The 25,772-nt window shown below is 75.0% G+C and carries 26 protein-coding genes and 1 pseudogene; 12 read left to right on the top strand and 15 right to left on the bottom strand.

What is annotated here, in order from left to right; all coding sequences use genetic code 11:
- Nucleotides 1-62: 62 nt before the first annotated feature.
- Entirely contained in the window at nucleotides 63-275 is a 213-nt protein-coding gene (locus tag CNX65_RS33480) for an AsnC family protein (RefSeq protein WP_015805466.1), read from the top strand.
- Nucleotides 272-814, top strand: coding sequence for a Clp protease N-terminal domain-containing protein (locus CNX65_RS33475; protein ID WP_096497275.1), 543 nt, complete (start codon nucleotides 272-274; stop codon nucleotides 812-814). The genes CNX65_RS33480 and CNX65_RS33475 overlap by 4 nt, the downstream gene beginning before the upstream one ends.
- Here CNX65_RS33475 and yczE read toward each other — a convergent pair.
- The gene (gene yczE, locus CNX65_RS33470) at nucleotides 783-1,412 is read right to left on the bottom strand and encodes a membrane protein YczE (protein ID WP_096497274.1); all 630 of its coding nucleotides are present in this window, start codon (nucleotides 1,410-1,412) and stop codon (nucleotides 783-785) included. The genes CNX65_RS33475 and yczE overlap by 32 nt on opposite strands.
- 61 nt (nucleotides 1,413-1,473) lie before the next feature.
- Here yczE and yczR point away from each other — a divergent pair, with 61 nt between their 5' ends.
- Nucleotides 1,474-2,937 carry a MocR-like transcription factor YczR gene (yczR, locus tag CNX65_RS33465; RefSeq protein ID WP_096497273.1) on the top strand — a complete coding sequence of 488 codons (1,464 nt, stop codon included), beginning with the start codon at nucleotides 1,474-1,476 and terminating at the stop codon, nucleotides 2,935-2,937.
- Between the two features lie 466 nt (nucleotides 2,938-3,403).
- Here yczR and CNX65_RS33460 read toward each other — a convergent pair whose 3' ends face one another.
- The 9 genes and pseudogenes from CNX65_RS33460 to CNX65_RS33425 all read right to left on the bottom strand — a co-directional run bounded on the left by CNX65_RS33460 (nucleotide 3,404) and on the right by CNX65_RS33425 (nucleotide 13,720).
- A complete protein-coding gene (locus CNX65_RS33460) occupies nucleotides 3,404-4,702 on the bottom strand; it encodes a hypothetical protein (protein ID WP_157767946.1) in 1,299 nt (432 codons plus the stop codon).
- 459 nt (nucleotides 4,703-5,161) lie between these two features.
- Nucleotides 5,162-5,371: a hypothetical protein gene (locus tag CNX65_RS37600; RefSeq protein WP_049797028.1), complete on the bottom strand. Its 210-nt coding sequence runs from the start codon at nucleotides 5,369-5,371 to the stop codon at nucleotides 5,162-5,164.
- Between the two features lie 834 nt (nucleotides 5,372-6,205).
- Nucleotides 6,206-6,460: pseudogene (locus tag CNX65_RS38435) on the bottom strand (RNA polymerase sigma factor); the annotation flags it as partial.
- A 121-nt stretch (nucleotides 6,461-6,581) separates the two neighbouring features.
- On the bottom strand, nucleotides 6,582-8,795 hold the full coding sequence (locus CNX65_RS33450) for an FtsX-like permease family protein (RefSeq protein WP_096497270.1): 2,214 nt from the start codon (nucleotides 8,793-8,795) through the stop codon (nucleotides 6,582-6,584).
- Nucleotides 8,792-9,493 (bottom strand): hypothetical protein, encoded by a 702-nt coding sequence (locus CNX65_RS33445; protein WP_157767945.1) that lies wholly within the window; start codon nucleotides 9,491-9,493, stop codon nucleotides 8,792-8,794. The genes CNX65_RS33450 and CNX65_RS33445 overlap by 4 nt, the downstream gene beginning before the upstream one ends.
- Nucleotides 9,487-9,939, bottom strand: a complete 453-nt coding sequence (locus CNX65_RS33440; RefSeq protein WP_096497268.1) for a hypothetical protein — start codon at nucleotides 9,937-9,939, stop codon at nucleotides 9,487-9,489. The genes CNX65_RS33445 and CNX65_RS33440 overlap by 7 nt, the downstream gene beginning before the upstream one ends.
- Before the next feature lie 225 nt (nucleotides 9,940-10,164).
- On the bottom strand, nucleotides 10,165-12,525 hold the full coding sequence (locus CNX65_RS33435; RefSeq protein WP_096497267.1) for an FtsX-like permease family protein: 2,361 nt from the start codon (nucleotides 12,523-12,525) through the stop codon (nucleotides 10,165-10,167).
- On the bottom strand, nucleotides 12,522-13,199 hold the full coding sequence (locus CNX65_RS33430) for an ABC transporter ATP-binding protein (protein WP_096497266.1): 678 nt from the start codon (nucleotides 13,197-13,199) through the stop codon (nucleotides 12,522-12,524). Before CNX65_RS33430 ends, CNX65_RS33435 begins: the two co-directional genes overlap by 4 nt.
- Nucleotides 13,196-13,720: a PadR family transcriptional regulator gene (locus tag CNX65_RS33425; RefSeq protein WP_015805455.1), complete on the bottom strand. Its 525-nt coding sequence runs from the start codon at nucleotides 13,718-13,720 to the stop codon at nucleotides 13,196-13,198. Before CNX65_RS33425 ends, CNX65_RS33430 begins: the two co-directional genes overlap by 4 nt.
- 178 nt (nucleotides 13,721-13,898) lie before the next feature.
- Here CNX65_RS33425 and CNX65_RS33420 point away from each other — a divergent pair, with 178 nt between their 5' ends.
- Nucleotides 13,899-14,366 (top strand): CGNR zinc finger domain-containing protein, encoded by a 468-nt coding sequence (locus CNX65_RS33420; protein WP_096497265.1) that lies wholly within the window; start codon nucleotides 13,899-13,901, stop codon nucleotides 14,364-14,366.
- A 148-nt stretch (nucleotides 14,367-14,514) separates the two neighbouring features.
- Here CNX65_RS33420 and CNX65_RS33415 read toward each other — a convergent pair whose 3' ends face one another.
- Nucleotides 14,515-14,925, bottom strand: a complete 411-nt coding sequence (locus CNX65_RS33415) for a TFIIB-type zinc ribbon-containing protein (protein ID WP_096497264.1) — start codon at nucleotides 14,923-14,925, stop codon at nucleotides 14,515-14,517.
- A gap of 73 nt (nucleotides 14,926-14,998) precedes the next feature.
- Here CNX65_RS33415 and CNX65_RS33410 point away from each other — a divergent pair, with 73 nt between their 5' ends.
- Entirely contained in the window at nucleotides 14,999-17,050 is a 2,052-nt protein-coding gene (locus tag CNX65_RS33410; RefSeq protein ID WP_232520093.1) for an NACHT domain-containing protein, read from the top strand.
- 4 nt (nucleotides 17,051-17,054) lie between these two features.
- Here the strand turns inward: CNX65_RS33410 and CNX65_RS33405 are convergent, their stop codons facing one another.
- Complete coding sequence (locus CNX65_RS33405; protein WP_096497262.1) at nucleotides 17,055-18,227, bottom strand: pyridoxal phosphate-dependent aminotransferase; 1,173 nt, start codon at nucleotides 18,225-18,227, stop codon at nucleotides 17,055-17,057.
- A 29-nt stretch (nucleotides 18,228-18,256) separates the two neighbouring features.
- On the opposite strand from CNX65_RS33405, the gene CNX65_RS33400 reads away from it, so the two are divergent.
- Nucleotides 18,257-19,513: a DUF445 domain-containing protein gene (locus CNX65_RS33400; protein WP_096497261.1), complete on the top strand. Its 1,257-nt coding sequence runs from the start codon at nucleotides 18,257-18,259 to the stop codon at nucleotides 19,511-19,513.
- 48 nt (nucleotides 19,514-19,561) lie between these two features.
- On the opposite strand, the gene CNX65_RS33395 is transcribed toward CNX65_RS33400, so the two are convergent.
- On the bottom strand, nucleotides 19,562-20,689 hold the full coding sequence (locus tag CNX65_RS33395; protein ID WP_096498123.1) for a methyltransferase domain-containing protein: 1,128 nt from the start codon (nucleotides 20,687-20,689) through the stop codon (nucleotides 19,562-19,564).
- 104 nt (nucleotides 20,690-20,793) lie between these two features.
- On the opposite strand from CNX65_RS33395, the gene CNX65_RS33390 reads away from it, so the two are divergent.
- From CNX65_RS33390 to CNX65_RS33370, 5 genes are all read left to right on the top strand, one after another.
- Nucleotides 20,794-21,180, top strand: a complete 387-nt coding sequence (locus CNX65_RS33390; protein ID WP_096497260.1) for a helix-turn-helix domain-containing protein — start codon at nucleotides 20,794-20,796, stop codon at nucleotides 21,178-21,180.
- Nucleotides 21,181-21,185: 5 nt separating this feature from the next.
- The gene (locus CNX65_RS33385; protein WP_096498122.1) at nucleotides 21,186-21,770 is read left to right on the top strand and encodes a hypothetical protein; all 585 of its coding nucleotides are present in this window, start codon (nucleotides 21,186-21,188) and stop codon (nucleotides 21,768-21,770) included.
- Nucleotides 21,771-21,990: 220 nt separating this feature from the next.
- Complete coding sequence (locus tag CNX65_RS33380) at nucleotides 21,991-22,314, top strand: DUF2516 family protein (protein ID WP_015805446.1); 324 nt, start codon at nucleotides 21,991-21,993, stop codon at nucleotides 22,312-22,314.
- Nucleotides 22,308-22,976, top strand: coding sequence for an alpha/beta fold hydrolase (locus CNX65_RS33375; protein WP_232520092.1), 669 nt, complete (start codon nucleotides 22,308-22,310; stop codon nucleotides 22,974-22,976). Before CNX65_RS33380 ends, CNX65_RS33375 begins: the two co-directional genes overlap by 7 nt.
- 9 nt (nucleotides 22,977-22,985) lie before the next feature.
- The gene (locus tag CNX65_RS33370) at nucleotides 22,986-23,534 is read left to right on the top strand and encodes a type 1 glutamine amidotransferase domain-containing protein (RefSeq protein ID WP_096497259.1); all 549 of its coding nucleotides are present in this window, start codon (nucleotides 22,986-22,988) and stop codon (nucleotides 23,532-23,534) included.
- Nucleotides 23,535-23,646: 112 nt separating this feature from the next.
- On the opposite strand, the gene CNX65_RS33365 is transcribed toward CNX65_RS33370, so the two are convergent.
- Nucleotides 23,647-24,411 (bottom strand): MerR family transcriptional regulator, encoded by a 765-nt coding sequence (locus CNX65_RS33365; protein ID WP_096497258.1) that lies wholly within the window; start codon nucleotides 24,409-24,411, stop codon nucleotides 23,647-23,649.
- A 159-nt stretch (nucleotides 24,412-24,570) separates the two neighbouring features.
- On the opposite strand from CNX65_RS33365, the gene CNX65_RS33360 reads away from it, so the two are divergent.
- Nucleotides 24,571-25,125 (top strand): YbaK/EbsC family protein, encoded by a 555-nt coding sequence (locus tag CNX65_RS33360; protein ID WP_096497257.1) that lies wholly within the window; start codon nucleotides 24,571-24,573, stop codon nucleotides 25,123-25,125.
- Nucleotides 25,126-25,192: 67 nt separating this feature from the next.
- On the opposite strand, the gene CNX65_RS33355 is transcribed toward CNX65_RS33360, so the two are convergent.
- Entirely contained in the window at nucleotides 25,193-25,726 is a 534-nt protein-coding gene (locus CNX65_RS33355; RefSeq protein WP_096497256.1) for a TetR/AcrR family transcriptional regulator, read from the bottom strand.
- Between the last annotated feature and the right edge of the window lie 46 nt (nucleotides 25,727-25,772).

The following is a 25,772-nucleotide window of genomic DNA, read 5'->3' as shown; positions in this document are numbered from 1 at the left end:
TCGACCCGGAACGGCGTCAACCCAGGTTGACAAACCCGGATGTGTCAACCAAGGTTGACGCCATGACGGAAGCGACGCAACTCGCCTCGGCGGCGGGAGATCGGGATCCGGGGGTGGGGCTGCGGGCGGTCAGCGCGCTCCGCAAGCTCCTGGAGCACCTGGAATCGGCGCAGGTCCGCAACGCGCGGGCGAACGGGTGGTCGTGGCAGGAGATCGCGGCCGAGCTGGGGGTCACCCGGCAGGCCGTCCACAAGAAGCACGGGGGAGACCGATGATCGGGGAGCGGTTCACCAGGGAGGCGCGCCAGGCGGTCGTGGCGGCGGTGGGGGAGGCGGAGCGGGCCGGGTCCAAGCGGGTCGAGCCCGAGCACCTGGCGCTCGCGCTGCTCGACGCGCCCGCGCTCGCCGGGTTCGACCTGCCGCACGACGAGGTGGCGGCCGAGTTCGCGGACATCCGCCGCAGGGGCGGGCTGACCGGCGCCGACGTCGAGGCGCTGCGCGGGCTCGGCATCGACGTGGACGAGGTGCTGGGCGCGGCGGAGCGCTCGCTCGGCGCGGCGGGCGGCGGGGGGACGGCGACCAGGACCGGGCGCAGGTGGCGGCTGTTCGGCAACCACGTGCCGTTCGCGCCCGAGAGCAAGCAGGTGCTCACCCGCTGCCTCACCGAGGCGCTCGACCTCGGCTCGTCGGTGCTCACCGCCGACCACCTCGTGCTCGCGCTGCTCGTCGCGCGCGGGCCGGTGTCCGAGGTGCTCGGCGGCCGGGGCGTCCGGTACGCCGAGGTCAGGAGGCTGGTCGCGGCTCCACGTACGTGACCAGCGGCAGGAACGCCTGGGTCAGCGGGCCGATGGCCAGCGCGTACAGCACGGTGCCCACGCCGACCGTGCCGCCGAGCAGCCAGCCGATCCCCAGCACCGCCACCTCCACGGTGGTGCGCACCAGGCGCAGCGAGGTCCCGGTCCGCGCGCAGAAGCCCGTGGTCAGGCCGTCGCGCGGGCCGGGGCCGAGCCGGGCGCCGATGTAGGTGGCGGCGGCCAGGCCGTTGAGCACGATGCCCAGCCCGAGGAACACCGCCCGCCACGGCAGCGAGGTCGGCTCGGGCAGCACGGCCAGCCCGGCGTCCACCGCGACGCCGATGACCACGATGTTCGCCAGCGTGCCCACGCCCGGCCGCTGGCGCAGCGGGATCCAGCACAGCATCACCAGCACGCCGACCAGGGCCGTGATCGTGCCGAACGACAGGCCGGTGCGCTGCGCGAGGCCCTCGTGCAGCACGTCCCACGGGTCGAGGCCCAGGGTGGAGCGGATGTGCAGGGCCATGCTCGTGCCGTAGAGCCACAGGCCGAGGAACAGCTGGGGCAGGCGGCGAACGGGTGCCGTGGTGACGGGCAACTGGGTCAGGGCTGCGAGCATGTGGCCATCTTCAGCCCGTGTTCATCGAACTGAGAAGGGCCAATAGCCAATAATTGGCCTCATGCAGCACTCGATCCCGCCAGGTGGACGTGTTTCCGGGTTCAGGCTCGCCAAGCTCCTCGGCGAGTGGCGACGACGAGGCGCGCGGCACGGGTCCGCCGACCTCGCCGCCGCCGTCCGGATGCTCGTCCTCGACGGGAGGCTGCCCGCCGGGACCCGGTTGCCCGCCGAGCGGGAGATGGCCGAGGCGCTGCCGGTCAGCCGGACGATGGTCAGCGCCGCCCTGGACCAGCTGCGCGCCGAGGGGCTCGTGGCGTCCCGGCGCGGGGCGGGCACGTGGATCAGCCTGCCCAGCGGCGGGGCGCTGGTCGGCGGGGCGGACACCCCGCTGGTCGGCAGCAGCATGGTCGACTTCGCGCGCGCCGCCCCGCCCGCGATCCCGGGCCTGCTGCCCGCGTTCGACGCGGTGCGGGCCCGGCTGCCCGAGCAGCTCGTCGACCACGGGTACTACGAGCACGGGGTGCCCGAGCTGCGGCGGCGCATCGCGCAGCGGTTCGAGGCGCGCGGGCTGCCCACCAGCCCGGACCAGATCCTGGTCACCAGCGGGGCGCAGCACGCGCTGGCCCTCGTGCTGCGGATGCTCACCGGGCCGGGTGACCGGGTGCTCGTGGAGCAGCCCAGCTACCCCAACGCGCTCGACGCGATCAAGGCCATGTCGGCGATCCCGGTCCCGGTCGCCATGACCGACACCGGCTGGGACCTGCCCGGCATCGCCGCCGCGCTGCGCCAGGCCGCGCCCCGGATGGCGTACGTGGTGCCGGACTTCCACAACCCCACCGCGCACCGGATGGACGCGGCGACCCGCGCCGAGCTGGCCGACCTCGCCCGCAGGGCGCGGACCCCGCTCGTGGTCGACGAGACCATAGTGGAACTGGACCTGGACGGTGACCCGCTGGACGGGCCGCCGCCGGTGGCCTCGTTCGCCGACGACCTCGTGGTGACCCTCGGGTCCGCCAGCAAGTCGCACTGGGCTGGGCTGCGGATCGGGTGGATCCGGGCGTCCACCGAGGTCGTGCACCGGCTGGTGTCCAGCCGCACCGCGCTCGACCTGGGGTCCGCGGTGCTGGACCAGATGGTGCTCGCGGAGCTGCTGACCGAACCCGAGGCCGGGCTGGCCGAGCGGCGGCGGCACCTGGCCGGGCAGCGGGACGTGCTGATGGCGGGGCTGCGGGAGCACCTGCCGCAGTGGCGGTTCGACCGGCCGGGGGGCGGGTTGAGCGTGTGGTGCGAGCTGGACGCGCCGGTGAGCACGCGGATCGCGGTGGTGGCGCAGAACCACGGGATGCGGCTGGCGCCGGGGGCGCGGTTCGGGGCGCACGGGGGGTTCGAGCGGTGGCTGAGGCTGCCGTTCGTGCTGCCGCCGGACGTGCTGCGGGAGGCGGTGCGGCGGTTGGGGCTTGTGGCGGCGGCGGTGTCGGGGGGCGGGTCGGTGCCGCACCAGGAGGTGGAGGTGCCGGTGGCTTGACGGGGGCTCGGCCGGGTGCGCTCGGGGCGGTCGCCTGCGGGTGATCGACTGCGCTGCGGTGGGCGCGGGATCAGGTGCGGCGGATCCGGGGTGGCCTGGGGAGAGCAGGTGCGCGGCTTGGCTGGTGGCCGGGTTGGGAGCGGCTACTCGCTTCGGCGCGGTCGTCCCGAGGTGGTTGCCGAGTTCGGCTCTGGTGCTGCTGGGGTGGGGTGCCTTCGCTCCGCTTCGCGAAGCGAAGCGAACCCACAGCGGGAGACGCTCCAGGGAGTGGCGTCTCCCGCTGTGGGCTCCCGTGCGATCCCGTCGACGCGGGGGCAGCGCGACGTCGGGACCGTTCCCGTTCGTGCCGGGGCGCGGTCGGCAGGAACGGGGAGCCTGTGCGGGGGTGTGCCTGTGGTGCGGGGAGGAACGACGGTGCTCTGCGCAAGCGCCTCGGCGCGCACGGACCGGTGCCTGGCGGCGTCGTTCAGTCGGGCGAGGTGCTCGGCAGGCCGGGGACGCGGCCGGGTGAGCGGTCGTCGTCCGCGCGCTCCGCGACCCGGATCACGGGGGTCGGGAGGTCGGCCGACGGGGTGAGCAGCGCGGTCGGCGCGTTGCCGCCCCGGTTGTTGCTGGACGAGGTGTCCTGCGCCCCGCCCGAGGAGGCCGAGGGGCCGCCCGACGGCGCGTGCTGCGGCGCGGGGGACGGGGGGTGCGCGGGGGCCTCGGGCGCCGGGCGCTCCCAGGTCTCCTGGTGCGGCTCGGCGGGCGCGTCCTCGTGCGCCTGCTCGGGAGCCGCCTGCGTCACGACGGGGGTCTGCTGCCTGCGGGGGGTGGTGCTGGTCGGGGCCGAGGGGGACCCGTCCGGCGCGGCGGCCGACCGGGGCGCCGCGGTCGGCTCGGTGGCCTGGGGCTCCTGGGCGGCGGGGTCGGTCCGGGCGTCCGGGCTCGTGCCGGGGGCCGCGTTCGCGATCGCGTCGCCCAGCCCCTGGATGATCGTCAGCCTGCCGACCACCCTGCCGCCGATCAGCACCGGGATCGTGGTGACCTGACCGGTGAGCGCGGAGGCTTCGAGGTCCGAGGCGGTCAGGATCGTCGTGACCACACCGCCGGACAGGTTCGTGCCGGAGGTGGGGCCCGTCGTGGCGCCGCCGATGAGGGAGCTCCCGGTGAGGGAGCTGCCCTGGACCTGCGCGACACCGGTGGACTGCTGAGTGGGCTGCTGCGCGGACTGCTGGCCCGTGAGCGCCGAGCCCTGGAGCGCCGCCCCCTGGAGCGAGGTGGGCTGCGCGCCTGCCTGCGTGGTGGCCTGGAACGCGCCCGTCGCGGTGGACTGCGGCTGCCGCGCGGGGGTCGTGGTCGACGCCCCGAGCGCCTGCGCGGCGAGCTGCGCCGAGGTCGGCCCCGTCGACGTCGACCCGGACTGGGCGAGCGCGGCGGGTGCCGACTGGGCTGGCGCTGACTGCGCGTGCAGGGGTTGGCCGAGCTGAGGGACGACCGTTTGAGTGACCGTCGACTGGGTGAGTCGAGACGGCTGAACGGCCGTCGACTCGGGTAGCTGAGCGCTCTGCGCGAGCGCGCCCTGGAGCGCGGCGAGCTTCGCCGCGACCGGGCTCACCGCCGTGACCTGGGCGCTGTCGCCGGTCGTGGCGCCGAGCACCGCCTGGTCGTCCTCCGCCCACGCGCTCCCCGACGCGGCCAGCCAGGCCGCTCCGGCGAGCCCCGCCACCACGAATCCCCTGAGCAGCAGCGAGCCGCCGCGGCGCAGGACGTTGCTGAGTGCCACGCGGATCACCACCGTTCCGGATGGGGCGAACGGGACGGGACCGTTCTGAGGTCGACGTTCGAGGTATGTCTAGCACCGGGCGCAGCTTTTGCGAACGGCATCGGGGCGAAGCAACCCGTAAGGGCGGTCCTCTGCGGCTGTCCGGGGCGCGGGGAGGGGGTGTGAACACCGTCAGTCGTTGTCACGCCACGTGCTCATGCCCTCGTCCGTCCGTTGTGGACCCCTTCGGAACCACCCTTTCGCGTCCGATGTGGACGTTGGTGGGGTGCAGCGTGTGAGGGCTTACCCGTCGGTCACCGTTCCGGGCGAACGACCGCACGTGCAGATGCACGGGACCTGGGGGTGGTTGCCCGGTGTGGGCCGTTCGTGTGACCCGGTCCGGGAGCGCTCCCGGGACCCTGCGTCGCGGCGGCCGGGTGGCCGGGGGTCGGGGAGGCCCCCGGACCGCGCCGGCGCGCCTCACCACCCCGCCTCGGCCATGCGGCGGCGCAGCAGCGCGAGGCACCGCCCGCGCGCCGCGCCCGCGCTGCACGCGGCGACCCCGGCTGCCTCGGCGATCAACCGCCCGTCGGGCCGAGGCCCGGCCGCGACCAGCAGCAGCACCGCCCGGCACCGCTCGTCCACCCCGTCCAGCGCGACCCGCAACGCCCGCTCCTGCGCCCGCCGCACCACGAAGTCCTCACCGGACTCCCCGAACCCCCCAGGCTCCCCGACCCGCCCGGCACCCCCACCCGCGCCGAAGACGCCGAACGGTCCAAAAGGGGCGAACGGGCTCAGCGGGCGCGCCGAGCGCGTCGAACCCGCCGAGCGCGTCGAACCCGCCGAGCGCGTCGAACCCGCCGAGCGCGTCGAACCTGCTGGACTCGCTGCCTCCGCCGGACCCGCTGCACCCGCCGGTCCCGCCGAACGCGCCGGTCCCGCTGGCTCCGCAGAATTCGCTGGATGCGCAGAACCCGCCGGATGCGCCGGACTTCCCGGAACCAGCAGGGGAGAGGGGGACGCTGCCCCTCGGGAAGCCGCCGCCTCCGGAGAGAGCGCTGCGTCCATGGAGGCCGCCTCTGGGTGAGCGGCCTCAGGAGAGGGTGGCGCGTCCATCGATGCCGCCTCTGGGCGAGCGGCCTCTGGGGAGAGTGGCGCGTCCAGGGACGCCGCCTCTGAGGAAGCCGCCTTCGGAGAGAGCGCCGTGCCCAGGTGAGCTGCCCCTGGGCGAGCCACCCCTGGGTGGGCCCCCTTCGAGGGGAGCGCCGGGGTCGAGGGAGTCGCCGAAGTCGAGCGGGCTGGGAGGGGCGAGGGGGTTGGCGGGGGTGTTGGGGTCTGGTGGGTCGGCGGTGTCGGGGCTGGTGGGGGCGGGGGATCGTTCGGCAGGGTGAAGCCGCCCCACCACGTGCTCGTCCGCCGTCCGCCGCCCGTGCAGCCGCCGCCGGTGAGCGCGTCGTGCCAGTGGTCGCCTGCCGCGGTGTCGCCCAGGGCGGTGGCCGGGAGTTCCCGGCAGCGGGTCCTGAGCTGCTTGCGGGCCTGGTTGCGGGCCGTCGCGGCGAGCCAGGAGATCAGCTTCGCCGGGTCCCGGAGCGCGTCCGCGTGCTCGGCCAGCGCCAACCACGTGGACTGGCAGGCGTCCACCGCCTCCTCCTCGGTCAGCCGGTGGTCCCCCACCACCGATCGCACCAGGGGCGCGTACCGCCCGACGATCTCCCGCCACGCCCGCTCGTCGCCCGCGCCCGCCCCGGCGAGCAGGACCGCATCGCTGCTGTGTCGCATGACCGCTCCGACCGCCCCCGCCGCCCGCGCGTTTCCGCGGGCACACGAAGGTGCGCACGATGTATCCACGGCCGATGAACCCGCTCGGGGCGCCCGCCGACGAGCGTGGGCGCCCCCAGGGTCACTCCGCCCGCAGCCCCTCCGTGGTGATCGCCGACCGCAGCGCGGGCAGCGCGCACGCGCCCACGGCCAGCGCCACCGCCCCGGCGGCCCCGAACGCCGTCACCAGCGCCGCCCAGTCCACCCGGAACCGGTCCGCGGGCACCACCAGCCACGCCGTCACCAGGCCCAGCGGCACGGCCACGGCCAGGCCCAGCGCCGCCGGGACCGCCGCCTGCCACAGCGCCGCCCGCACCAGCGTCCCCCTCGGCACCCCGCTCGCCGCCAGCACCGCCACCGGCGCGCGCCGCTCCCACACCCGGTCCACCGCGACCACCCCCAGCCCGACCACGGCCAGCAGGGTCAGCAGCACCGACCCGCCGAGCACCGCGCCGCGCAGGGTCGTGAACAGCTCCACCCGCCCCGCCTCGTACCCGGTGAGCAGCGCCGACGCCCGGTCCACCCGCTCGGTCACCGCCTGCAGCCGCTCGCCGAACGCCTCGTCCGGGTCGCCCCGCACCACCAGCTGCTGCGGCCCCAGCGCCAGCAGCGCCGGGTCGTCGGCCACGACCAAACCCCGGTACGCCCCGGAGCCCGCCACCACCCGGTGCTCGGGGACCCGCCAGGTGACCGGCTCGCCGCCGAACACCCGCAGCAGCACCTCGGAGCCCGCAGGCGGCGGCGTGCCGTCGACCAGGTAGGCGCGGCCCGGCGCGCAGTCGGACACCCCCAACCGGTCCGCGATCTCCGCGCAGTCCGTGCCGGTCACCAGCACGCCGTCGGTGCGCGCCACCCGCACCTCGCTGATCCGCCGGGCCCCGCCGATCAGCGACACCGACTCGGCCAGCTCCCGCACCGGCGTGCCCGGCGCGAGGCCCAGCACCCACCGGCCCGGCTCCGCGCCCAGGCTGGACCGGGCCGCGATGTGGTCGGCGGCGACGCCGAGCAGCACCTGGAGCGTCAACCCGCCGCCCAGCACCACCACGACCCCGGCCAGCACCCTCGGCGTGCTCCGGTCGAACCGCAGCGCCCGCACCGCCAGCATCCCGGCCACCCCGTCCGGCCGCACCCGCCGCGCCACCCGGTGCACCAGCCACGGCAGCAGCGCGCCCGCCCCCGCCAGCACCAGCGCCACGCCGACCCCGGCCGCGCCCGCCAGCGGCGGCGAGTCCACCACCTCGGTGAACGTCACCGCGACCGACAGCACCACCAGCACCAGCGCGCCCGCGCCGACCAGCCCGAGCCGCCACGCCACCCCGCGCGGCGGCGCCTCGGCGCGCTCGCCCAGGCCCAGCGGCCCGGTCGTGCCCGCGCCGACGCCGAGCACCGCCGCGCCGACCGCCACCAGCGGCACGCCCAGCGCGATCACCAGCGACGGCAGCGGCGCGGGCAGCACGTCCGTGGGGAAGAACCCGACGTCCTCCACCTCGGCGAACCGCACCAGCGGTCGCGCCGCGAAGAACAGCGCCACCCCCACCAGCAGCCCCAGCAGCCCGCTCACCACCGCCTCGCCCGCCGCGATCCGCCGCACCTGCGCGCGGGACGCGCCGACCAGCCGGATCGAGGACAGCCGCCGGTCCCGCCCCGTCGCCCCCAGCCGGGTCGAGACCAGCACGAACGTGCCCAGCGGCAGCAGCACCGCGACCAGCCCGGCGAGCACCAGCAGCCGGTAGAACGGCTCCCACGTCGGCGGCGGGCGCTCCACCCCGAACCCGGCCACCGCCTCCGCCCCGTCGAGGTGGTGCGCGGCGAGCCCGGCGTAGAAGGAGAGGGAGCCGGGGCGGGCCAACCCCTCGTCGGCGATCACGCCGATGACCCGCTCCGGGAACCTCGCCCGCACGCCCTCGTCCGCGCCGAGCAGGTCGAACAGGGCGGGCGACACCACGATCTCGCCCGCGTCGGGGACCCGGCCGACCCCCGGTGGCGCCTGCGCGTCCGGGGACGCCGCCGCCAGCTCCAGCCCGGTGATCAGCCTGCCCTGCCAGGACACCACCACGCTCCTGGCGCGCAGCGCCGCGTCCTGCGCGACCGGGGCGGGCCGGGGCAGCGCCGCCCCGACCCGCTCCGACTTCGCCTCGCGCGCGGGCCCGATGGACGCGCCGAGCAGCAGCACGACCGCGCCCAGGCCCACCCCGACGGCGCTGAGCGCCAGCCTGGCCCACGCCGTCCGGCCGCCCCCGACGGCGAGCCGAACGCCGAGGACCAGGTCTGCCGCCCAGTGCGCGCGAGGAGTCATCCGGCGCGCACCCCCAGCGCCCCGGTGGCCTTGCGCAGCGACGGCAGCGTCGACGGCAGCGTCAGCGCCGTCACCAGCGGGCCGAGGACCAGGGCGAGGCCCGAGTGCTCGGCGGTGCCGACCCGGTCCAGCTCGACCGGCCGCTCGATCACGCCGAGCAGCAGCGCGCCGAGCCCCGCGCCCGTGGCGACGGCGGCCAGCACGGCCAGCGGTCGCCTGCGCTCCTCGATCTGCTCCAGCGCCACCACCGGTAGGCTCCCCGCCGCCAGCGGCGGGGTGAGCAGCGCGCCCGCGAACAGGCCGCCCCGCACCTGCCGGTACTGCCCCGCCTCCTCGGACAGGTCGGCGACGCCCACGTGGTGCGACTGGAGCTTCCAGGCCAGCGGGGCCAGCGCGGTGCGCGCGTTGTCCGCCGCGTCCGGGGCGCGCCCGTCCAGCAGCGCGACCACCCCGCCGCTGGAGGCCGCCGCCCCTGGCAGGTCGCGGGCCGCGCCGGGCGTCACGTGCAGCCCGTGCAGGCCGGACCTGTCCGACGGCAGCGCGACCTGCCGGGCCTCGGGCGCGCGCCACGTCCCGAGCGGGGTCCGGTCGTCGTGCGCCCTGCCGCGCCCGTCGGTCCGGATCGTCGCCGCGTTCACCGGGGGGAGCACGGTCGGCACGCCCCGCGCCAGCAGCACCGCGCAGTCGCTGATCACCACCTGCTGCTCCACCTCGTCGCTGCGGACGTACGCGCACTCGGGGGTGAGGACCCGCTCGACGCCCGCGACGCCGTCCAGCAGCTCGACCGCGCGCCCACGCCGCCGACGACGCGCGCGGCGCCGCCGCCGCCGATCAGCCGCCCGGCGAACGCGCCCGCCTGCGGCGCGAGCAGGGCGACGCCCGCCACGACCGGCAGGACCCGCCACCACGGCTTCCGGCGCGCGGGCCTGGTCTGCCGCGCCACGCCGAGCGGTTCCACCGCGGTGCGGCGCGTGGCCACCAGCGAGGTGAGCACCGCCAGCGCGGGGGCCGGGGTCAGGTCCTCGGCGAACACGCTCACCCCGGCAGGCTCGACCTCCTCCACGTGCCGTCTGGCCAGCAGGAACAGCCCGCCGCCGACCGCCAGCCGGATGCCGAGCGCCAGGTCGTCGAACACCCGCTTCACCCGGCGCGCTCCACTTCGCGGGGCCTGGCGTCACCACGCGCCAACCGGTCGCGCGCCTGGCTCCCGGTCGCCGCGCGCAGGTCCGCGGCTTCGAGCACGGGCCTCATCGGGCCACCTCCGTTGTCAGCCCGATCGGGCGGTGGTCGGTGCGAGCCCCCGGAGGCCGATCTCCGGGGGCTCGAGGAGCGGCGCCGTCACCGACCCGGCGCCGCCCCCCGTGATGGCTCACTCGGTGCGCAGTCCCAGCGCCCCGGTGGCCTTGCGCAGCGACGGCAGCGTCAGCGCCGTGACCAGCAGACCGAGGACCAGCGCGGCCCCCGAGAACTGCGCGATGCCCGACCAGTCCAGCTCGACCGGCCGCTCGATCACGCCGAGCAGCAGCGCGCCGAGCCCGGCGCCGGTGGCGATCGCGACCAGCACGGCCAGCACCAGCGGCACCGCGTTCTGCCACAGCAGCGACCGGGCCAGCGCGCCGCGCGGGACCCCGCTGGCGGCGAGCACGGCCAGTGGCCGCCTGCGCTCCTTGATCTGCTCCAGCGCCACCACCAGCAGGCTCGCCGCCGCCAGCAGCAGCACGATCAGCGCGCCCGCGAACAGCGCGCCCTTGATCTGCTGGTACTGCTTGGCCTCCATGGACAGGTCCGCGTCGCCGAAGTAGTACGTGTAGACGCGCCAGGCCATCGGGGCCAGCGCGACGCGCACGTGGTTCGCCGCGTCGGCGTCCTTCTCCAGCGCGATGCTGATCGAGCCGCGCACGCCCGGCGGCACGGCCAGGTCGCGGGCCGCGCCGGGCGTCAGGTAGGTGCTGTGCAGGTTGCTGCCCTCGGGCACCACGAGCCGCTTCACCTCGGGCGCGCGCCACGTGCTCAGCGGTTCGCGCTCGTCGACGTACTCGCCGCTCGCGCTCGGCATCCCGGCGGTCTCCGGCGTCCACGGGCCCAGCACGCCCAGCTCGGCGCCCGGCTGCACCTTCCAGTACGACACGTCGGCGTCGCGCTGGAACTCGTAGGCCTGGCCGTCGACGCACTCCGGCGCGCCGGAGGCCAGCAGCAGGGCGCACGGGGCGATGCCCACCTGGATGGGCCCGTCCTGCGGGGACGCGCCCTTCGCCTTGAGGTCGACGAAGACCGGGGTGAAGACCTCCTGGACCCCCTCGGCGCCCTCGAGCAGTTCGATCGCCCGCGCCTGCTCCTCGGCCTGCCCCTCCTCGTCGCCCCTCAGCGAGACCTGCATGAGCTCGGTGTTGAGCGCGGGCCCGCCGCCGTCCGGGATCTTGCTCTGGACGCTGGTCAGCACGGTCTGCAGGGCGATGGCCCCGGCGAGGACGACGGCCACGCCGCCGACGACGCGCGCGGCGGTGCCGCTGTCGAGCTGGAGCCTGCGCATGGCGAGCTGCCAGGACGGCGCGCCCCGGTGGGCGTGCTGCACCGAGCGCTCCAGCGCCCAGGGCAGCAGCGCGGGGATGCCGAGCAGCAGCAGCGCGATGCCCGCGACCAGGAGCTCCTCGCGGTAGGCGCCCGTGATCCGCTCGCCAGCGAACCCGCCCGCCTGGGAGATCAGCACCCCGACGCCCAGCAGCACCGGCACGATCCGCCACCACAGCCTGCGGCGCACCGGCTTGGTCTGCCTGACCACGCCCAGCGGCTCCACCACGGTGCGGCGCATCGCCAGCAGCGAGGTGACCACGGCCAGCACGGGGATCAGCGCCGCCAGGACCACGGCGAGCACGGGGGAGGGGCTCAGCTCCTCGGCGAACACGCTCACCCCGAGCAGTTCGACCCCCTCGGCGAACCGCCTGCCGACCAGGAACAGGCCCACGCCCACGACCAGCCCGACGAGCGAGCCGACCAGCGCCTCGCCCGCGGCGATCAGCCGGACCCGCCCGGCTCCCGCGCCGACCAGCCGCAGCGCGGCGAGCCTGCGGTCGCGCTGGGCCCCGGCGAGCCGGGTGCTCACGCCGACGAACACGAGCACGGGGAACAGCAGCACCACGCACCCGGTCAGCACGAGCACCAGCAGGAACGGCGGGAGCTCCTGCGTCGTGCGCTCGTCGCCGAACCGGCCGACGGAGTTGGCCTCGGTCGCCTCGACCGAGGCGTCGCCCGCGAAGTACACGAGGTCGCGGGGCGCGTTCAGGCCCTCGTCGGCGATGGCGCCGACGACCTTCTGCGGGAGCAGCTCGCGCAGCATCCCGTTGTCCGGGTCGGCGAGCATGTCGGCCAGCGCGGGCGACACGTACATCTCGCCGTCGGCCGGGACCTTCGGGATGCCCGGCGGCACCGGGGCCTGCGGGCCGCCCGCGCGCAGGTACTTGGCGGTGATGTTCTCACCGCGGTACTGGGTGCTCCAGACCTCGGAGTGCAGGATCCGCTCGGGCGGGGTGCCCGGCTCGGCCCCGACGCTGCTCCTGGCGGCCTGGCGCTCGTTCCGGTTCTCCATGATCGACGGGACGGTCGCGCCCACCAGCAGCACCAGCACGCCGAGGCCGATGCCCATGCCGGTCAGCACCAGTCGGACCCACGCCCCGCGTCCCCCGCCCGCGGCCAGCCGGACGCCGAGGAGCAGGTCGGCGAAGAAGCGCTTCACCGAACGCGCTCCACTTCGCGGGACTTGCCGTCGCGCACGACGACCTCTCGGTCGGAGTAGGCGGCGACCCGCGCCTCGTGGGTGACCAGCACGACGGCCGCGCTGGTCTCGCGCGCGGCCGTGACCAGGAACTGCATCACGCGCTCGCCGTTGAGCGAGTCCAGCGCGCCGGTCGGCTCGTCGGCGAACACCACCTTCGGGCCGGTGACCAGCGCGCGCGCCACGGCGACGCGCTGGGCCTGGCCGCCGGAGGTCTCGCCGGGCCGCTTGTCCGCGACGCCGTCGACCTCCAGGCGCTCCAGCCACTCGCGCGCCCTGGACTCGGCGGCCTTGCGCTTCACGCCGCCCAGGCGCAGCGGGAGCGCCACGTTCTCCAGGCAGGACAGCTCGGGCACCAGCTGCCCGAACTGGAACACGAAGCCGAAGTCGGTGCGCCGCAGCTCGCTGCGCGCCCCGTCGGCCAGCGCGCTCAGCTCCACGTCGCGGTAGCGGACGGTGCCGCTGTCCGGCTGGAGGATGCCCGCGAGGCAGTGCAGCAGGGTGGACTTGCCGGAGCCGGACGGCCCCATGATGGCCAGCACCTCGCCCGCGTGGACGGCCAGGCCCGCGCCGTCGAGCGCGGGGGTCGGGCCGAAGGACTTGCGCAGGTCGACGGCTTCGAGCAGGGGCCTCATCGGGCCACCTCCGTTTTCAGCCTGCCCAACCGGGCGGCGGTCAGTTCGAGCCACCGGAGGTCCGCCTCCAGGTGGAAGAGGGCGTGGTCGCAGATCAGCTGGTCGGCCAGGTCGCCGTCCGCCTTGCGCTTGGTGAGCTTGCGCATGAGGTCGAGGTGCGCGCCGCGCTGGGTGTCCAGCACGTCGTCGGCGCTGCGACCGGACAGGAGCGCGAGCACGACCTTCGTGTACAGGGTGTTCTGCAGGTACGGTTCCGGCTTCTCGGGCGTGCTCAGCCAGCCCTCGACGTCGGTGACGCCCGCGTCGGTGATGGCGTAGCGCTTGCGGTCGGGACCGTCGCCCGCCTCCACGCCCGCCTCCTGGATGAGGCCGTTCTTCAGCAGCCGCGAGAGCGTTGTGTACACCTGCCCGTAGTGCAGCGGGCGGTCCTGCCCGAAGCGCTCGTCGTAGGCCCGCTTGAGGTCGTAGCCGTGCCTCGGCCCCTTCTCCAACAGGCCCAGCAGTGTGTGTCCGATCGACATGCGGACGACTATACACACGACGTATACACACGATGAATACCCCGGTCGGCGTCGCGCTGACCACGACTTCACGACAGCGGGCGGCGGTCGCGCCTACAGTGGAGGGGTGACTGGTCTGGCGGCCGGCTGGGACCACGCGGCTCTCGCGCAGGGTCGAGTCGGCGATGCGGAACACGATGTGGAGCTGCTGCTCGCTTTCCTGAACACCAGGGATCTGGAAATCGGCGCGGACGTGCTGGACGGCACAGCCGCGTGGCGCGCCTGGGTCACCGAGCGGGGGCTAGGCGCCCCTGGGGACCTGGTCGCCGTGCGCGCCGCCCGAACCGCACTCCGGCGCTCGCTGGGCGACCCGCACGAGGGACCCGATCCCGCTATCGTCGCGACCATCGTCACCGTGGACCTCAGCCACGGCGTGCCGGTCCTGGCCAGCGCGGACGCGCTGGGCGCGGTCCTGGGCGCCGCCGCGAGGCTCGCGGTGCTCGGCTCGTGGGAGCGCTTCAAGATCTGCCCGGCGGAGAGCTGCCTGCGGGCCTTCTTCGACCGGTCCCGCAACAGGTCCCGCACGTGGTGCTCGATGCAGGTGTGCGGCAACCGGGAGAAGGCCAGGAACTGGCGCGAGCGGCGCGCCCTCCAGGCGATCACCTGATCCCCCCGGCCTGACGCAGGAGCCCGCGCCAGGGCCGGGGCGCGCGGGCCTCGCGGGAGCAGCCCGGTCCGCGAAGGCCGCGGACCGGGTTCCGGTCGTGCGCGCGACCCGACCGGCTCCGCTTCCGGGGGCGCTCGTCCTGGGGCGCTCAGTCGAACAGCTGCTCCAGGAAGCTCCTGCGCCTCGGCGGGTAGCCGTAGCCGGGCTGGCCGTAGCCGTAGCCCGGCGCGTGACCGGGCGCGGGCGCCGCGGGCTGCTCGCTGCCCGGCGGCGGCTGGTAGGGCGGTGGTGCTCCCGGCTGCCGCCCCGGCGCGAAGTGGGTCGTGGCGGCCGGGTCCGCGCCCGCGGGCTGGTACGGCGGCGGCGCGCCCTGGTCGCCGCCGGGGCCGGGAACCGCGCCGGTCGTGGCGGCCTGGCCGTAGTGCGCCCGCTCCGCCGCGACGATCTGCTCCAGCTCGCCGCCGTCGAGGAAGACGCCCCGGCAGTTCTCGCACTGGTCGATGTGGACGGCGCCCCGCGTGATCGTCTTCATGAGGTCCTGGCACTTCGGGCAGATCACGACTTCGAGACTACGGGCAACACAGGGGTGCCCGCCTGGGCACGGCCGGTGATCGGTGGGCCATCATGCCGGGGTGTCCAGATTTCGCCAGCGAGCCGTCCTGACCGGGTGCGTGCTGGCCGCGCTCCTGGCGGTCGCCGGGCTCCTCGCCACCGACAGCGGCATCGACCCCGACCTGTGGCTCGGCGTGCTGTCCGCGGGCTTCCTGCTGTTCCTCGCCGCCGTCGACCCGTGGCTCCAGCGCCGCAGGACCCCGGTGCTGGCGACCGACGCCAACCTCGACGCCGCCTCCGCCGCGCTGTCCAGGGCCCTGCACGCGCAGTGGAACGACGAGTGCCGCGCGCGCGGCCTCGACGGCGCGGGCCTGCTCGACCTGCACTGGAGCGCCCCCGACGAGCCCGTCAACACCACCCCGCCGCCACCGGGCCGCAGCACCGGCGTCGTCGGCGCGTTCGAGCGGCAGGCGCACCGCAGGCTCGTGCTGCTCGGCGCGCCCGGCTCCGGCAAGTCCACCACGGCCATGCTGCTCACCCTCGGCCTGCTGGAGCGCGGCGGCCCCGTCCCGGTGCTGCTGCCGCTGTCCACCTGGGACCCGGAGGCCGAGGACGTCCGCAGCTGGATGACCCGCAGGCTCTACGAGGACCACCCGGCGCTGCGCAACAACGAGCTGTACGGCAGCTACGCCGCCGACCTGCTGGTGGAGCAGCGCCGCGTCATGCCCGTGCTCGACGGCTTCGACCAGCTGCCCGCGTCCAAGCGCTCGGCCGCGCTCGACCGCATCGCCCGCGCCTTCCCGGCGTCCGCGCCGCTCGTGCTCACCAGCCGCACCGAGGAGTACGCGAACGCGGTCGCCCAGGTCGGCCCGCTCGCGGGCGCCGACGCCGTGCGGCTGCACCCGCTCGACCACGGGGCCGTCGCGCACCACCTGCGCTCCGCCGGCGACCAGCTGTCCGCCGCAGGCTGGGAGCCGGTGTTCCTGCACCTGCGGGAGAACCCCGCCGGGCACCTCGCGGAAGCGCTCTCCACGCCGCTCACCGTCGGCATGGCCGGGGTGGTCTACGCCTACGGCGAGCCGAGCGAGCTGCTCGACCGCACCAGGTTCCCCGACCGGCGGGCCATCGAGGAGCACCTGGCCGACGTGCTGGTGTCCGGCGCGTTCGGCGACCGGGCCGTGGCGCACCAGTTCCGGGCCAGCCAGGTGTGGCCCAGGGACAAGGCGGTGAGGTGGCTGCGGTTCCTCGCGGCCGAGATGCGGGCGCGCGGCATCCGCGAGCTGGCCTGGTGGGAGCTGCGGCGGTCGGTCGGCAGCACGTGGCTGGCGGCGCTCGGCGCGGTCGTGCTCGGGCTGATCGGCGGGGCCGGGGTGGCGTGGCTGATGGCGTACGCCAGCACCCCCGCGCTCGCCCCGTACAGCGGGCTCGTCGTCGGCGCGGCGGTGGCCGTGGCCGCGCTGTACGCGTCCGGGCGGCACGCGCCGAAGGTCAGGGCGCACCACGGGGTGTGGCGCAGCGTGCTGGTGCTCAGCGCGTCGGTCGGCGGCGCGGCCGGGCTGGTGTTCGGCGCGCTCTACGGGCTGTCGGCCGGGCTCGTCGTCGGGCTGGGGCTGGCGGTGGCGACCGCGCTGCGGTTCGCGCTCAGCAGCAACGCCGAGCTGACCCACCCGTCCAGCCCGCTGTGGACGATGGCGCGCGACCGGATCGCGGTGTGGACCGGGTCGCTGGTGCTGGCCGTGGTGTTCGGCGCGGCTGCCGGGCTGGTGTTCGGGCCCAAGCAGACCGGGATGGTCGGGCTGGGGCTGGCGTCCGGGCTGCTGCTCGGGTTCGCGCTGACCGTGCTGAACCTGCGGTGGTGGTGGTTCACCGTGGCGCGGGTGTGGCTGGCGCTGCGCGGGAGGCTGCCGTGGGAGCTGATGGCGTTCCTGGAGGACGCGCGCAAGCTCGGCGTGCTGCGGCAGGCGGGGGCCTGCTACCAGTTCCGGCACGCGCTGGTGCAGGACCGGCTGGCCGGGCCGGTGGCGGCGAAGGCGAAGGGCGGCGGGGCCAAGCGGTTCAGGGGCTTCGCGGTGCGCGGCGCCCGGACGGACGCCCCCCGCGGCGAGGGGACGCCCGCCGAGTCGGCGGTGTGATGGCCTACCCGCCCAGCTTCCTGAGCCTGGTCACGGCCTCGTCGAGCACCTCGTCGCGCTTGCAGAACGCGAACCGCACCAGGTGCTTCCAGCGCTCCGGGTGGTCGGCGAACACCTGCACCGGCACGCCGACCACGCCGATCCGCCCCGGCAGCTCCCGGCACAGCCGCTCGCCGTCGTCGAAGCCGAGCGGGCGCACGTCGGCGGTGATGAAGTAGGTGCCCTCGCACGGGCGCACCGCGAACCCGGCGTCGGTCAGGCCCTCGGCGAGCCGGGACCGCTTGTCCTGCAACGAGTCCCGCAGCCCGTCCACCCACGGCAGCTCGTGCCGCAGGGCGTGCGCCACGGCGGGCTGGAACGGCGCGCCGCCCACGAACGTGAGGAACTGCTTGGCCGCGCGCACCGCGTCCAGCAGCGGCGCGGGCGCGCACGCCCAGCCGATCTTCCAGCCGGTGCAGTTGAACGACTTGCCCGCGCTGGAGATCGTCACGGTCCGCTCGGCCATGCCGGGGAACGCCGCCAGCGGCAGGTGCTCGCGGCCGTCGAACACCAGGTGCTCGTACACCTCGTCGGTGATCGCGACCAGGTCGTGCTCGACGCACAGCGCGGCGACGGCGGCGAGCTCGTCGCGGGTGAAGACGGTGCCGGTGGGGTTGTGCGGCGAGTTCACCAGGACCGCCCTGGTGCGCGGCGTGACGGCGGCGCGCAGCGCGGCCACGTCCAGCCCGAGCCTGCCGGTGCCCGGCTCCTCGGCCAGGCCGACCGCGCGGCGGGTCGCGCCCGCCATCGCCACGGCCGCCGCGTACGAGTCGTAGTAGGGCTCGACCAGCAGGACCTCGTCGCCCGGTTCCACCAGCGCCAGCAGGGACGCGGCGATCGCCTCGGTCGCGCCGACCGTCACCAGCACCTCGGTGTCCGGGTCGTAGCGGACGCCGTAGCGCGCGCGGTGCTCGGCGATCGCCTGCCGCAGCGCGGGGACGCCCGGTCCCGGCGGGTACTGGTTGGCCCCGGAGTCGATCGCGGCCTTGGCGGCGTCGAGCATCGCCTGGGGGCCGTCGGTGTCGGGGAAGCCCTGGCCGAGGTTCACCGATCCGGTCCGGTTCGCCAGCGCGGTCATCTCGGCGAAGATCGTCGAGGTGAACGGCCGCAACCTGGGGACTAGCGCTGGTACCCGCACGACCCAGGATCTTCACGGACAATGGGGGCGTGGAGCAACTGACGGCCGCTGACCAGGTGAAGCAGCGGGACCTGCGCAGGATGAAGCTCGTGGCGACGGGGTTCTTCGCCGCCGCGACCGCCGTGTTCCTGGTGACGCTGCTGTTCGAGGCGGACGGCCCCGCGTGGGTCGGGTACGTCCGGGCGGCTGCCGAGGCCGGGATGGTCGGCGCGCTGGCCGACTGGTTCGCGGTGACGGCCCTGTTCCGCAGGCCGCTGGGCCTGCCCATCCCGCACACCGCGATCATCCCCAGCCGCAAGGACAGCTTCGGCGACGCGCTGGGGTCGTTCGTCGGGCAGAACTTCCTGGCGGAGGCGGTGGTCCGGGAGAAGCTGGGCCGCGTCGAGGTGGGGCGCAGGCTCGGCGAGTGGCTTCGGGAGCCCGAGCACGCGGAGCGGGTGACGTCCGAGGCGTCGAACGTCGTGAAGGGCGCCGTGACCGTGCTGCGGGACGAGCACGTGCAGGCGGTCGTGGAGCAGGCGGTCGTGCAGCGCCTCATGGCCAAGCCCTGGGGCCCGCCGCTGGGGAAGCTGCTCGGGCAGGTGTTCGTCGACGGCGGGCACCACAAGCTGGTGGACCTGGTGTGCGACCGGCTGTACGAGTGGGTGCGGGACAACCACGTCAAGGTGATGCAGGTGGTCACCGAGCGCGCGCCGGGCTGGTCGCCGAAGTTCATGGACTCGCTGCTGGGCGACAAGGTCTACAACGAGCTGCTGAACTTCGCGTGGGCCGTGAAGACGGACGTGAACCACCCGATGCGGGTGGCGGTGGACCAGTTCCTCGAGGAGTTCGCCCGCGACCTCCAGCACGACCCGGCGACCATCGAGCGGGCCGAGCTGGTGAAGGACCAGGTGATCGAGCACCCGGAGGTGCGGAAGGTCATCGGGTCGGCGTGGGGGACCGCGAAGAAGATGCTGCTGGACGCCGCGGAGGACCCGTCGAGCGAGCTGCGGACCAGGGTGCGCGACGGGCTGGTGAAGTTCGGGACGCGGCTGGTGGAGGACGGGGAGGTCCGCGGCAAGGTCGACGGGTGGCTGGAGGACGCGGCGGGGTACGTGGTGGCGAACTACCGGGACGAGATCACGACGCTGATCACGGACACGGTGGAGCGGTGGGACGCGCGGGAGACGTCGCGGAAGATCGAGCTGCAGGTGGGGCGGGATCTGCAGTTCATCCGGATCAACGGGACGGTGGTCGGGGCGCTGGCGGGGCTGGTGATCTACTCGGTGGGGCAGCTGCTGGTGTGAGGCGGGGGCGCGGTCAGGCCCCTTGCCCCGGCGGTCCGCGCTCCGCCGCTACACCGGCCAGCTGCGCCCCTCCGGCGCGTCCAGCCAGAACCGCTGGTCCTCCCCGTCCACCGTCACCCCGAACCGCGACCGCCGGGGCCTCCCCAGGGCCTGCCACTCGCGGTGGCCCTCCTCGGCTTCCGCCCACAGCCTCCGCGGGCCGCCCTGGGAGACCACGCCCCCTCGCGGGCGGGCCCACGAGCCGTCCTCGTGGGCCAGCAGGACCGGGTTCATCGTGACCACCGCGCCGCGCAGGACCAGGCCCGCGAAGAACTCGTAGCCGCTGCCGGGGTGCACCACCTCGTGCGCCCCCAGCGCCGTCGCCCTGGTCTCCTCCGGCACCGCCGTCGCCGCCCGCGCCAGCGCCGCCTCCGCCCACCCCGCCGCGTGCGCCCGCAGCGGCATGAAGCGGCCGTCCTCCGCCAGGACCCTGCCCTCCGCCCGCGTCCCGCCCAGCGCCGTCAGGCGGATCAGCCCCGCGCCCAGCGGGCGGTTCAACGCGGTCACCACCACGCCGCCCGGCCTGGTCTGCTCCAGCCACGGCAGCGGCACGCGGGACACCGCGCAGGTGCCCAGCACGCGGTCGTACGGGGCGGCCTCGGGCCAGCCGCCCGCGCCGTCCGCGAGGGCGCACTCCGGGGACCAGCCGGCAGCCGCCAGGGCGGCCCGCGCGCGGGACAGCACCGCCGGGTCCACGTCCACCGTCACCACCGACTGGGAACCGATCCCCGCCGACAGCAGCGCCGCGTTGTACCCCGTCCCCGTCCCGATCTCCAGCACCCGGCAGCCGTCCGCCACCGCCAGCGCCTCCAGCATGATCGCCATGATCGCCGGCATGCTCGACGAGCTCGTCGGCACGCCGCGCGCCCACCCCTGCTCCAGCGCCCGCGACCACGCCGCGTCGTCGCCGTCCAGCTGGGTCACCCGCACGTCGTCCCGGTAGACCAGCCTCAACCAGTCCGGGGCGCCGCGCGTCACCGGGACCCACGCGCCGTCCTCCCGCTGGGCGAAGAAACCCGGCAGGAACGCCTCACGCGGGACCTCCCGGAACGCGCGCACCCAGCGGGGATCGGAGAGGACGCCCTCCCCGACCATGCCGTCGACCAGCTCCTCGCGGAACCGCGCGCCGAGGTCCACGCGACCCACGGTAGCGCTGTGCCGCAGCACACGCCCCCGGTGCTAGCAGTCCGCTTGCAAGAGCTAGCACCTGCTCGTACCGTGGAATCCGGAAGGGGGTCGACGTGGACAAGTCGATCGACGAGGCGGTCGCCGACCTCGGCAGGGGCATCGGGGACTACATCAAGGAGCAGCGCAACAGCGCCAAGATCTCGCTCCGCCAGCTCTCCAGGCTGGCAGGCGTCTCCAACCCCTACCTCAGCCAGATCGAGCGCGGCCTGCGCAAGCCCAGCGCCGAGATCCTCCAGCAGATCGCCAAGGGCCTGCGGATCTCCGCCGAAGCGCTCTACGTGGAGGCGGGAATCCTCCAGCAGCGCGAGGGCGGCGCGCTCGCCGACGCCATCACCACCGCCCCCGACCTGACCGAGCGGCAGAAGCAGGTGCTGCTCGACGTCTACGCGTCCTTCCGGCGTGAGAACGCCGCCACCGCCGTCCCCGAGCACGAGGAGTGATCACCATGGCGAACCTGCCCACCACCGAGGAACTGCGCAAGGCGGGCGAGCAGGCCGCGTCCGCCGCCCGCACCCCGCTCCTGGCCGCGCTCGGCGCGGGCGACCTCGCCGCCAAGGCCGTGGTCGAGGCGCTGGGCAAGGTCAAGGACCGCGTCGAGTCCGCCAGGGCGGGCGCCGAGGACCTCCCCGCCGAGCTGCGGGGCCGCTTCGACGCGGCCGAGCTGCGCAAGGTCGTCGACGCCTACACCAAGTCCGCCGTCGACCTCTACCAGTACCTCGCCGAGCAGGGCGAGCACGCGCTGGAGAAGCTCAAGACCCAGCCGCAGGTCCAGCGGGCCCTGAGCCAGGTCGACCAGGCCGCCGACGACGCGAACAAGATCGCCGACGACGTGCTCGGCAAGGTCACCCGCCGCACCCGCGAGACGGGCGAGAAGCTCGCCGCCGAGGTCGAGGACGCCACCGAGGAGATCGCCGAGGCCGTCGTCGAGACCGGCGCCGAGGTCGCCCACGAGGTGCGCGCCACCAGCCGCAAGGCCGCCAACCGCACCGCGGCCCGCAAGACCAAGCCCGTCCCGGCCGAGGGCGAGTAGCCACCCGCGGCACCTGCGCTGAGCAGCGGCGGACCACTTCCGGGTGGTCCGCCGGGCGCCGTTCGGGGGAAGAGGCGCCGAACCCCGACCCCCGCGAATCCCCCACCACCGCCCGCGCCCCGCCCGACCTGCGACAACGCCCCGCCGACCGGTCCGCTACCCGAGCCGACCCGGTTCCGCCGGGTGTCCACGACCGCGCTCCCCGCGTACCCTGGGTCCCGTGCCGCTGTTCAGATTCCCACCCGCCGACGTGGCGTACCTGGATGCCTGGGTGCTGTTCCTCATCTACTACGTGGCGCTGTTCGCGGGCGTGTTCGCCTTCGCCCACGCGGTGACGCAGCGGGCGGAGGCCTACCAGGCCGCGGAGCGGATGACCAAGCCCGCCTGGATGGGGATCACCGGTGGTGGCGCGCTCGCGCTGCTGCTGTTCTCCCTGAACGGCGCGGGCGGCATGTTCTGGCTCATCGGCGTCACCGCGGTCTCCGTCTACCTGGTCGACGTCCGACCCCGGCTGATCGAGGTGCAGCGCGGCCCCAGGTGGTGACCACCCACCGGGTGCACGGCGCGGGCCGACCGGTCACGCTGGTCGCCCACGGCCTCGGCGCGACGCCGGGCGAGGCCCGCCTGCCCGCGTCCGGCCTGCCGGGCGCCAGGGTCCTCGTCACCCTGCCGGGGCACGGCGACGCCCCCGACGCGCCACCCGGCTACTGGACCTACCCGACGATCGCCGCCGACCTGCGCGCCACCGCCCGCGAGACGGGCGCGACGCGGGCCGTCGGCGTCTCCCTCAGCTCCGCCGCGCTGCTGTCGCTGCTCGCGGCCGAGCCCGACGCGTTCGAGCGCGTCGTCCTGCTGCTGCCCGCCGTGTTCGACCGGCCGCGCGGCCCCCTCACCCGCGAGCAGGCGGTCACCGCCGTCCCCGGCCCCGCCGACTACCTCGCGCAGCGCCGAGCCGCCTTCGACCGCCTCGACGGGGTGCTCGAAGCCCTCTCGGGGCAGGTCGCCGTCACCGACCGCGAGACCCTGTCGCGGGTCACCGCGCCGGTCCTGGTCGTCGGCGCCACCGAGGACCCGCTGCACCCGTCCGAGGTGGCCGCGCAGGTCGCCTCGGCGTTCCCCAAGGGCGAGCTGGAGCTGGTGCCCACCTGGCTCTCCCACAGAGGTGACGTGCGGCGCAGGGTGGTTGAGTTCCTCGCTCGCGGGTAGCCGACCCCCATGGCGAACGAGCAGAAGAAGATCGCGTTCCTGGTCAGCGCCGAGGGCATCGAGCAGGTCGAGCTGACCGACCCGTGGCACGAGGTCGAGAAGGCGGGCGGCGTGCCCAGGCTGCTGTCCACGTCCCTCGGCCAGGTCAAGGGCTTCAACCACCTGACGCCCGCGGACGAGTTCCCGGTGGACGTGCCGTTCGCCGAGGCCGACCCGGCCGACTACGACGGCGTGGTGATCCCCGGCGGCGTGGCCAACTCGGACCTGGTCCGCACGGACGAGGACGCGGTGCGCTTCGTCCAGGCGTTCGCGCGGGCGGGCAAGCCCATCGCGTCGATCTGCCACGGGCCGTGGCTGCTGGCCGAGGCCGACGTCCTCAAGGGCAAGAAGCTCACCTCCTACCCGAGCATCAAGACGGACCTGCGCAACGCGGGCGCCGACTGGTCGGACGAGGAGGTCCGCGTGTGCGACCACAACGGCTGGACCCTGGTGACCAGCCGCAACCCCGACGACCTCCCCGCCTTCAACAAGGCGGCGCTCAAGGCGTTCGGGCTGTAGGCCCAGGGGTTCCCTGGTCGCAGACCCGGCTCCCACCGATCGGCCTTCCGGGGATCTGCAGCTCCCCGGAAGGCCGATCAGCCGTCGCCGTCACCGTCGGGCGCCACCGCCGTCAGTCCAGCTCGGCGGCGGCGAAGGCGGCCATCGCGTCACGGGTGTAGTTCGCGACGCCCGCCCCGTGCGCGTCCAGCTGCGCGCTGAACTCCGGCGAGTCCGCGTACAGCTGCCCCAGCCCGGTGTACGACTCCCGGTTCGGCGTCCAGCTGCGCAGCAGCCACCGGTGGTGCCGGGCGGTGACCGCCAGCGCCTCCGCCGAGTCCGGCGCGGCCCCGCTCGCGGCCACCTCGCCGAACGCCGCCGCGATCTCCTCCCACTCGGCCTTGAACCCGGCCGCGTCGGCGGGCGACCAGCCCTTCATGCGCTCCTTCCCCTCCGCGATGGGCTCGACGACGCGCTCGCCGAAGCGCTCCACCAGCTCGGCCTCGTAGCGGGCCTGGAGGTCCGCGTCGAAGCCGTCGAACAGCTCTTCCGTCCTGCTCACGGCGGTCCTGCCTTCCAGTTCGTCGATGGTCCTGGTGACGGTCGCGGCCAGCAGGGCCAACCGCTCCCGCTCGGCGCGCAGCCACGCGAGGTGGTTGTGCAGCACGTCGAGCGCGGTGTGCCTGCCGTCCAGCACCTCGGCCACGGTGTCCAGCCCGAGCCCGAGGTCGCGCAGCAGGAGGATCTGCTGGAGCCTGAGCAGCTGCTCGCGCTCGTAGTAGCGGTACCCGTTGCCCCCGGTCCTCGCCGGGGCGAGCAACCCGATCGCGTCGTAGTGGCGCAGGGTCCGCGACGTCACCTTCGCCATGCGCGCCACCTCGGCGATCGACCAGCTCATCCGTCCTCCTCAGCCGTGCTGGGAACGACGGTAGGAGTTGACGCAGCGTCAACGTCAAGCGCGAAACCGCGCCTTCTGCCCGGACGGGTGAGCGCGGGGCCGAGCAGGCCCGGTGCGGGGCCTGCGGGTCGCCGGGACCTGCCCGCCCCCGGTGGCAGGATGGGACGGGTGTGGAGCATCGCCGGAACGCTGACGCCCGTGCCCGTCCTGGACCGCCCCGACCTGCTGGCCGGTCCCGTCGCCGCCGCCGTGCGCGCGCTGGCCGACGCCGACCGGGTGGCGGTCGCCGAGATCGACGCCGAGCTCGCGGACACCGCGGCCTTCTGCGAGGCCTACGGGTCACCGCTGACGGCGTCCGCGAACTGCGTGATCGTGGCGGGGAAGCGGGGAGAGGTCACGCGGTACGCGGCGTGCGTCGTGCTGGCCACCACCAGGGCCGACGTCAACGGCGTGGTGCGCAGGCGGCTCGACGCCCGGAAGGCCTCGTTCGCGCCGGTGGACGACGCGGTCGAGCTGACCGGCATGGAGTACGGCGGCATCACGCCGGTCGGGCTGCCCGCCGACTGGCCCGTGCTGCTGTCGCCCGAGGTGGCGGCGGCCCCCGAGCTGGTGATCGGCAGCGGCGTCCGGGGCAGCAAGCTGCTCGTGCCCGGCGCCGTCCTGGCGAAGCTGCCGGGGGCCGAGGTGGTGGAGGGGCTCGCGCGCCCGGCCTGACCGCCGCCGCCCGAACCCGCGAATTCGTCCGCGCCCGGCATCGCGGCGAACCCCTGGAACCGGTAATTCAGTCAGCCAAATGGGCTTCCAAAACCGCTCTGGCCTGATCGTGGGAAAGGTGGCCGACGACCACGTGCGTGGTCAAGCCGTCGGCCAGCGCCAGCAGGGTTGTGGCCGCCCGGTCCGGATCGGGGCGATCTGCCAGCAAACGGGTGAAAATTCCGTGCAATTCGGCGTAGTTCGCCCTGAGGACCTCGGCGAGCGTCGGGCTGACGGCCGCTTGCGCGGCGAACGCCAACCAGACCTTGGCCTCGGCCCGGTGGGATAAGGCTCCCTCACCGGTCACCTGCGGGAACGGCCCGCCGACCTGCGGCGCGCCCCCTCCCGCCCTGGACAGGGTCCTGCGGCCCACCTCCTGCAGGGCGAAGCGCAGCATGTCCTCCTTGGTGTGGAAGCAGCGCTGCACCGCGCCCATGGACACGTCGGCCTCGGCGGCGACATCCCTCAGGGAAACGCCTTCGAAACCGCGCCTGTCGGCGAGCCTGCAGACCGCGTCCGCGATCTTCCTGCGGCGCGAATCGTGATCAACGGCTTTCGGCACCAGGGGATCGTAGCCAATGCGGGCGCACCGAAAGGTTATTCGTTGA

The sequence above is a fragment of the Actinosynnema pretiosum genome (assembly GCF_002354875.1).
Taxonomy (GTDB): Bacteria; Actinomycetota; Actinomycetes; order Mycobacteriales; family Pseudonocardiaceae; genus Actinosynnema; species Actinosynnema auranticum.
This window is presented reverse-complemented; position numbering and strand designations above follow the sequence as displayed.

Bases quoted from the DNA above. Each gene is read 5' to 3' on its own strand.
- CNX65_RS33480 (WP_015805466.1), top strand. From the start codon at position 63: ATGACGGAAGCGACGCAACTCGCCTCGGCGGCGGGAGATCGGGATCCG.
- CNX65_RS33475 (WP_096497275.1), top strand. From the start codon at position 272: ATGATCGGGGAGCGGTTCACCAGGGAGGCGCGCCAGGCGGTCGTGGCG.
- yczE (WP_096497274.1), bottom strand. From the start codon at position 1,412: ATGCTCGCAGCCCTGACCCAGTTGCCCGTCACCACGGCACCCGTTCGC.
- yczR (WP_096497273.1), top strand. From the start codon at position 1,474: ATGCAGCACTCGATCCCGCCAGGTGGACGTGTTTCCGGGTTCAGGCTC.
- CNX65_RS33450 (WP_096497270.1), bottom strand. From the start codon at position 8,795: ATGACTCCTCGCGCGCACTGGGCGGCAGACCTGGTCCTCGGCGTTCGG.
- CNX65_RS33430 (WP_096497266.1), bottom strand. From the start codon at position 13,199: ATGAGGCCCCTGCTCGAAGCCGTCGACCTGCGCAAGTCCTTCGGCCCG.
- CNX65_RS33425 (WP_015805455.1), bottom strand. From the start codon at position 13,720: ATGTCGATCGGACACACACTGCTGGGCCTGTTGGAGAAGGGGCCGAGG.
- CNX65_RS33385 (WP_096498122.1), top strand. From the start codon at position 21,186: ATGGCGAACCTGCCCACCACCGAGGAACTGCGCAAGGCGGGCGAGCAG.
- CNX65_RS33370 (WP_096497259.1), top strand. From the start codon at position 22,986: ATGGCGAACGAGCAGAAGAAGATCGCGTTCCTGGTCAGCGCCGAGGGC.
- CNX65_RS33365 (WP_096497258.1), bottom strand. From the start codon at position 24,411: ATGAGCTGGTCGATCGCCGAGGTGGCGCGCATGGCGAAGGTGACGTCG.
- CNX65_RS33360 (WP_096497257.1), top strand. From the start codon at position 24,571: ATGGGACGGGTGTGGAGCATCGCCGGAACGCTGACGCCCGTGCCCGTC.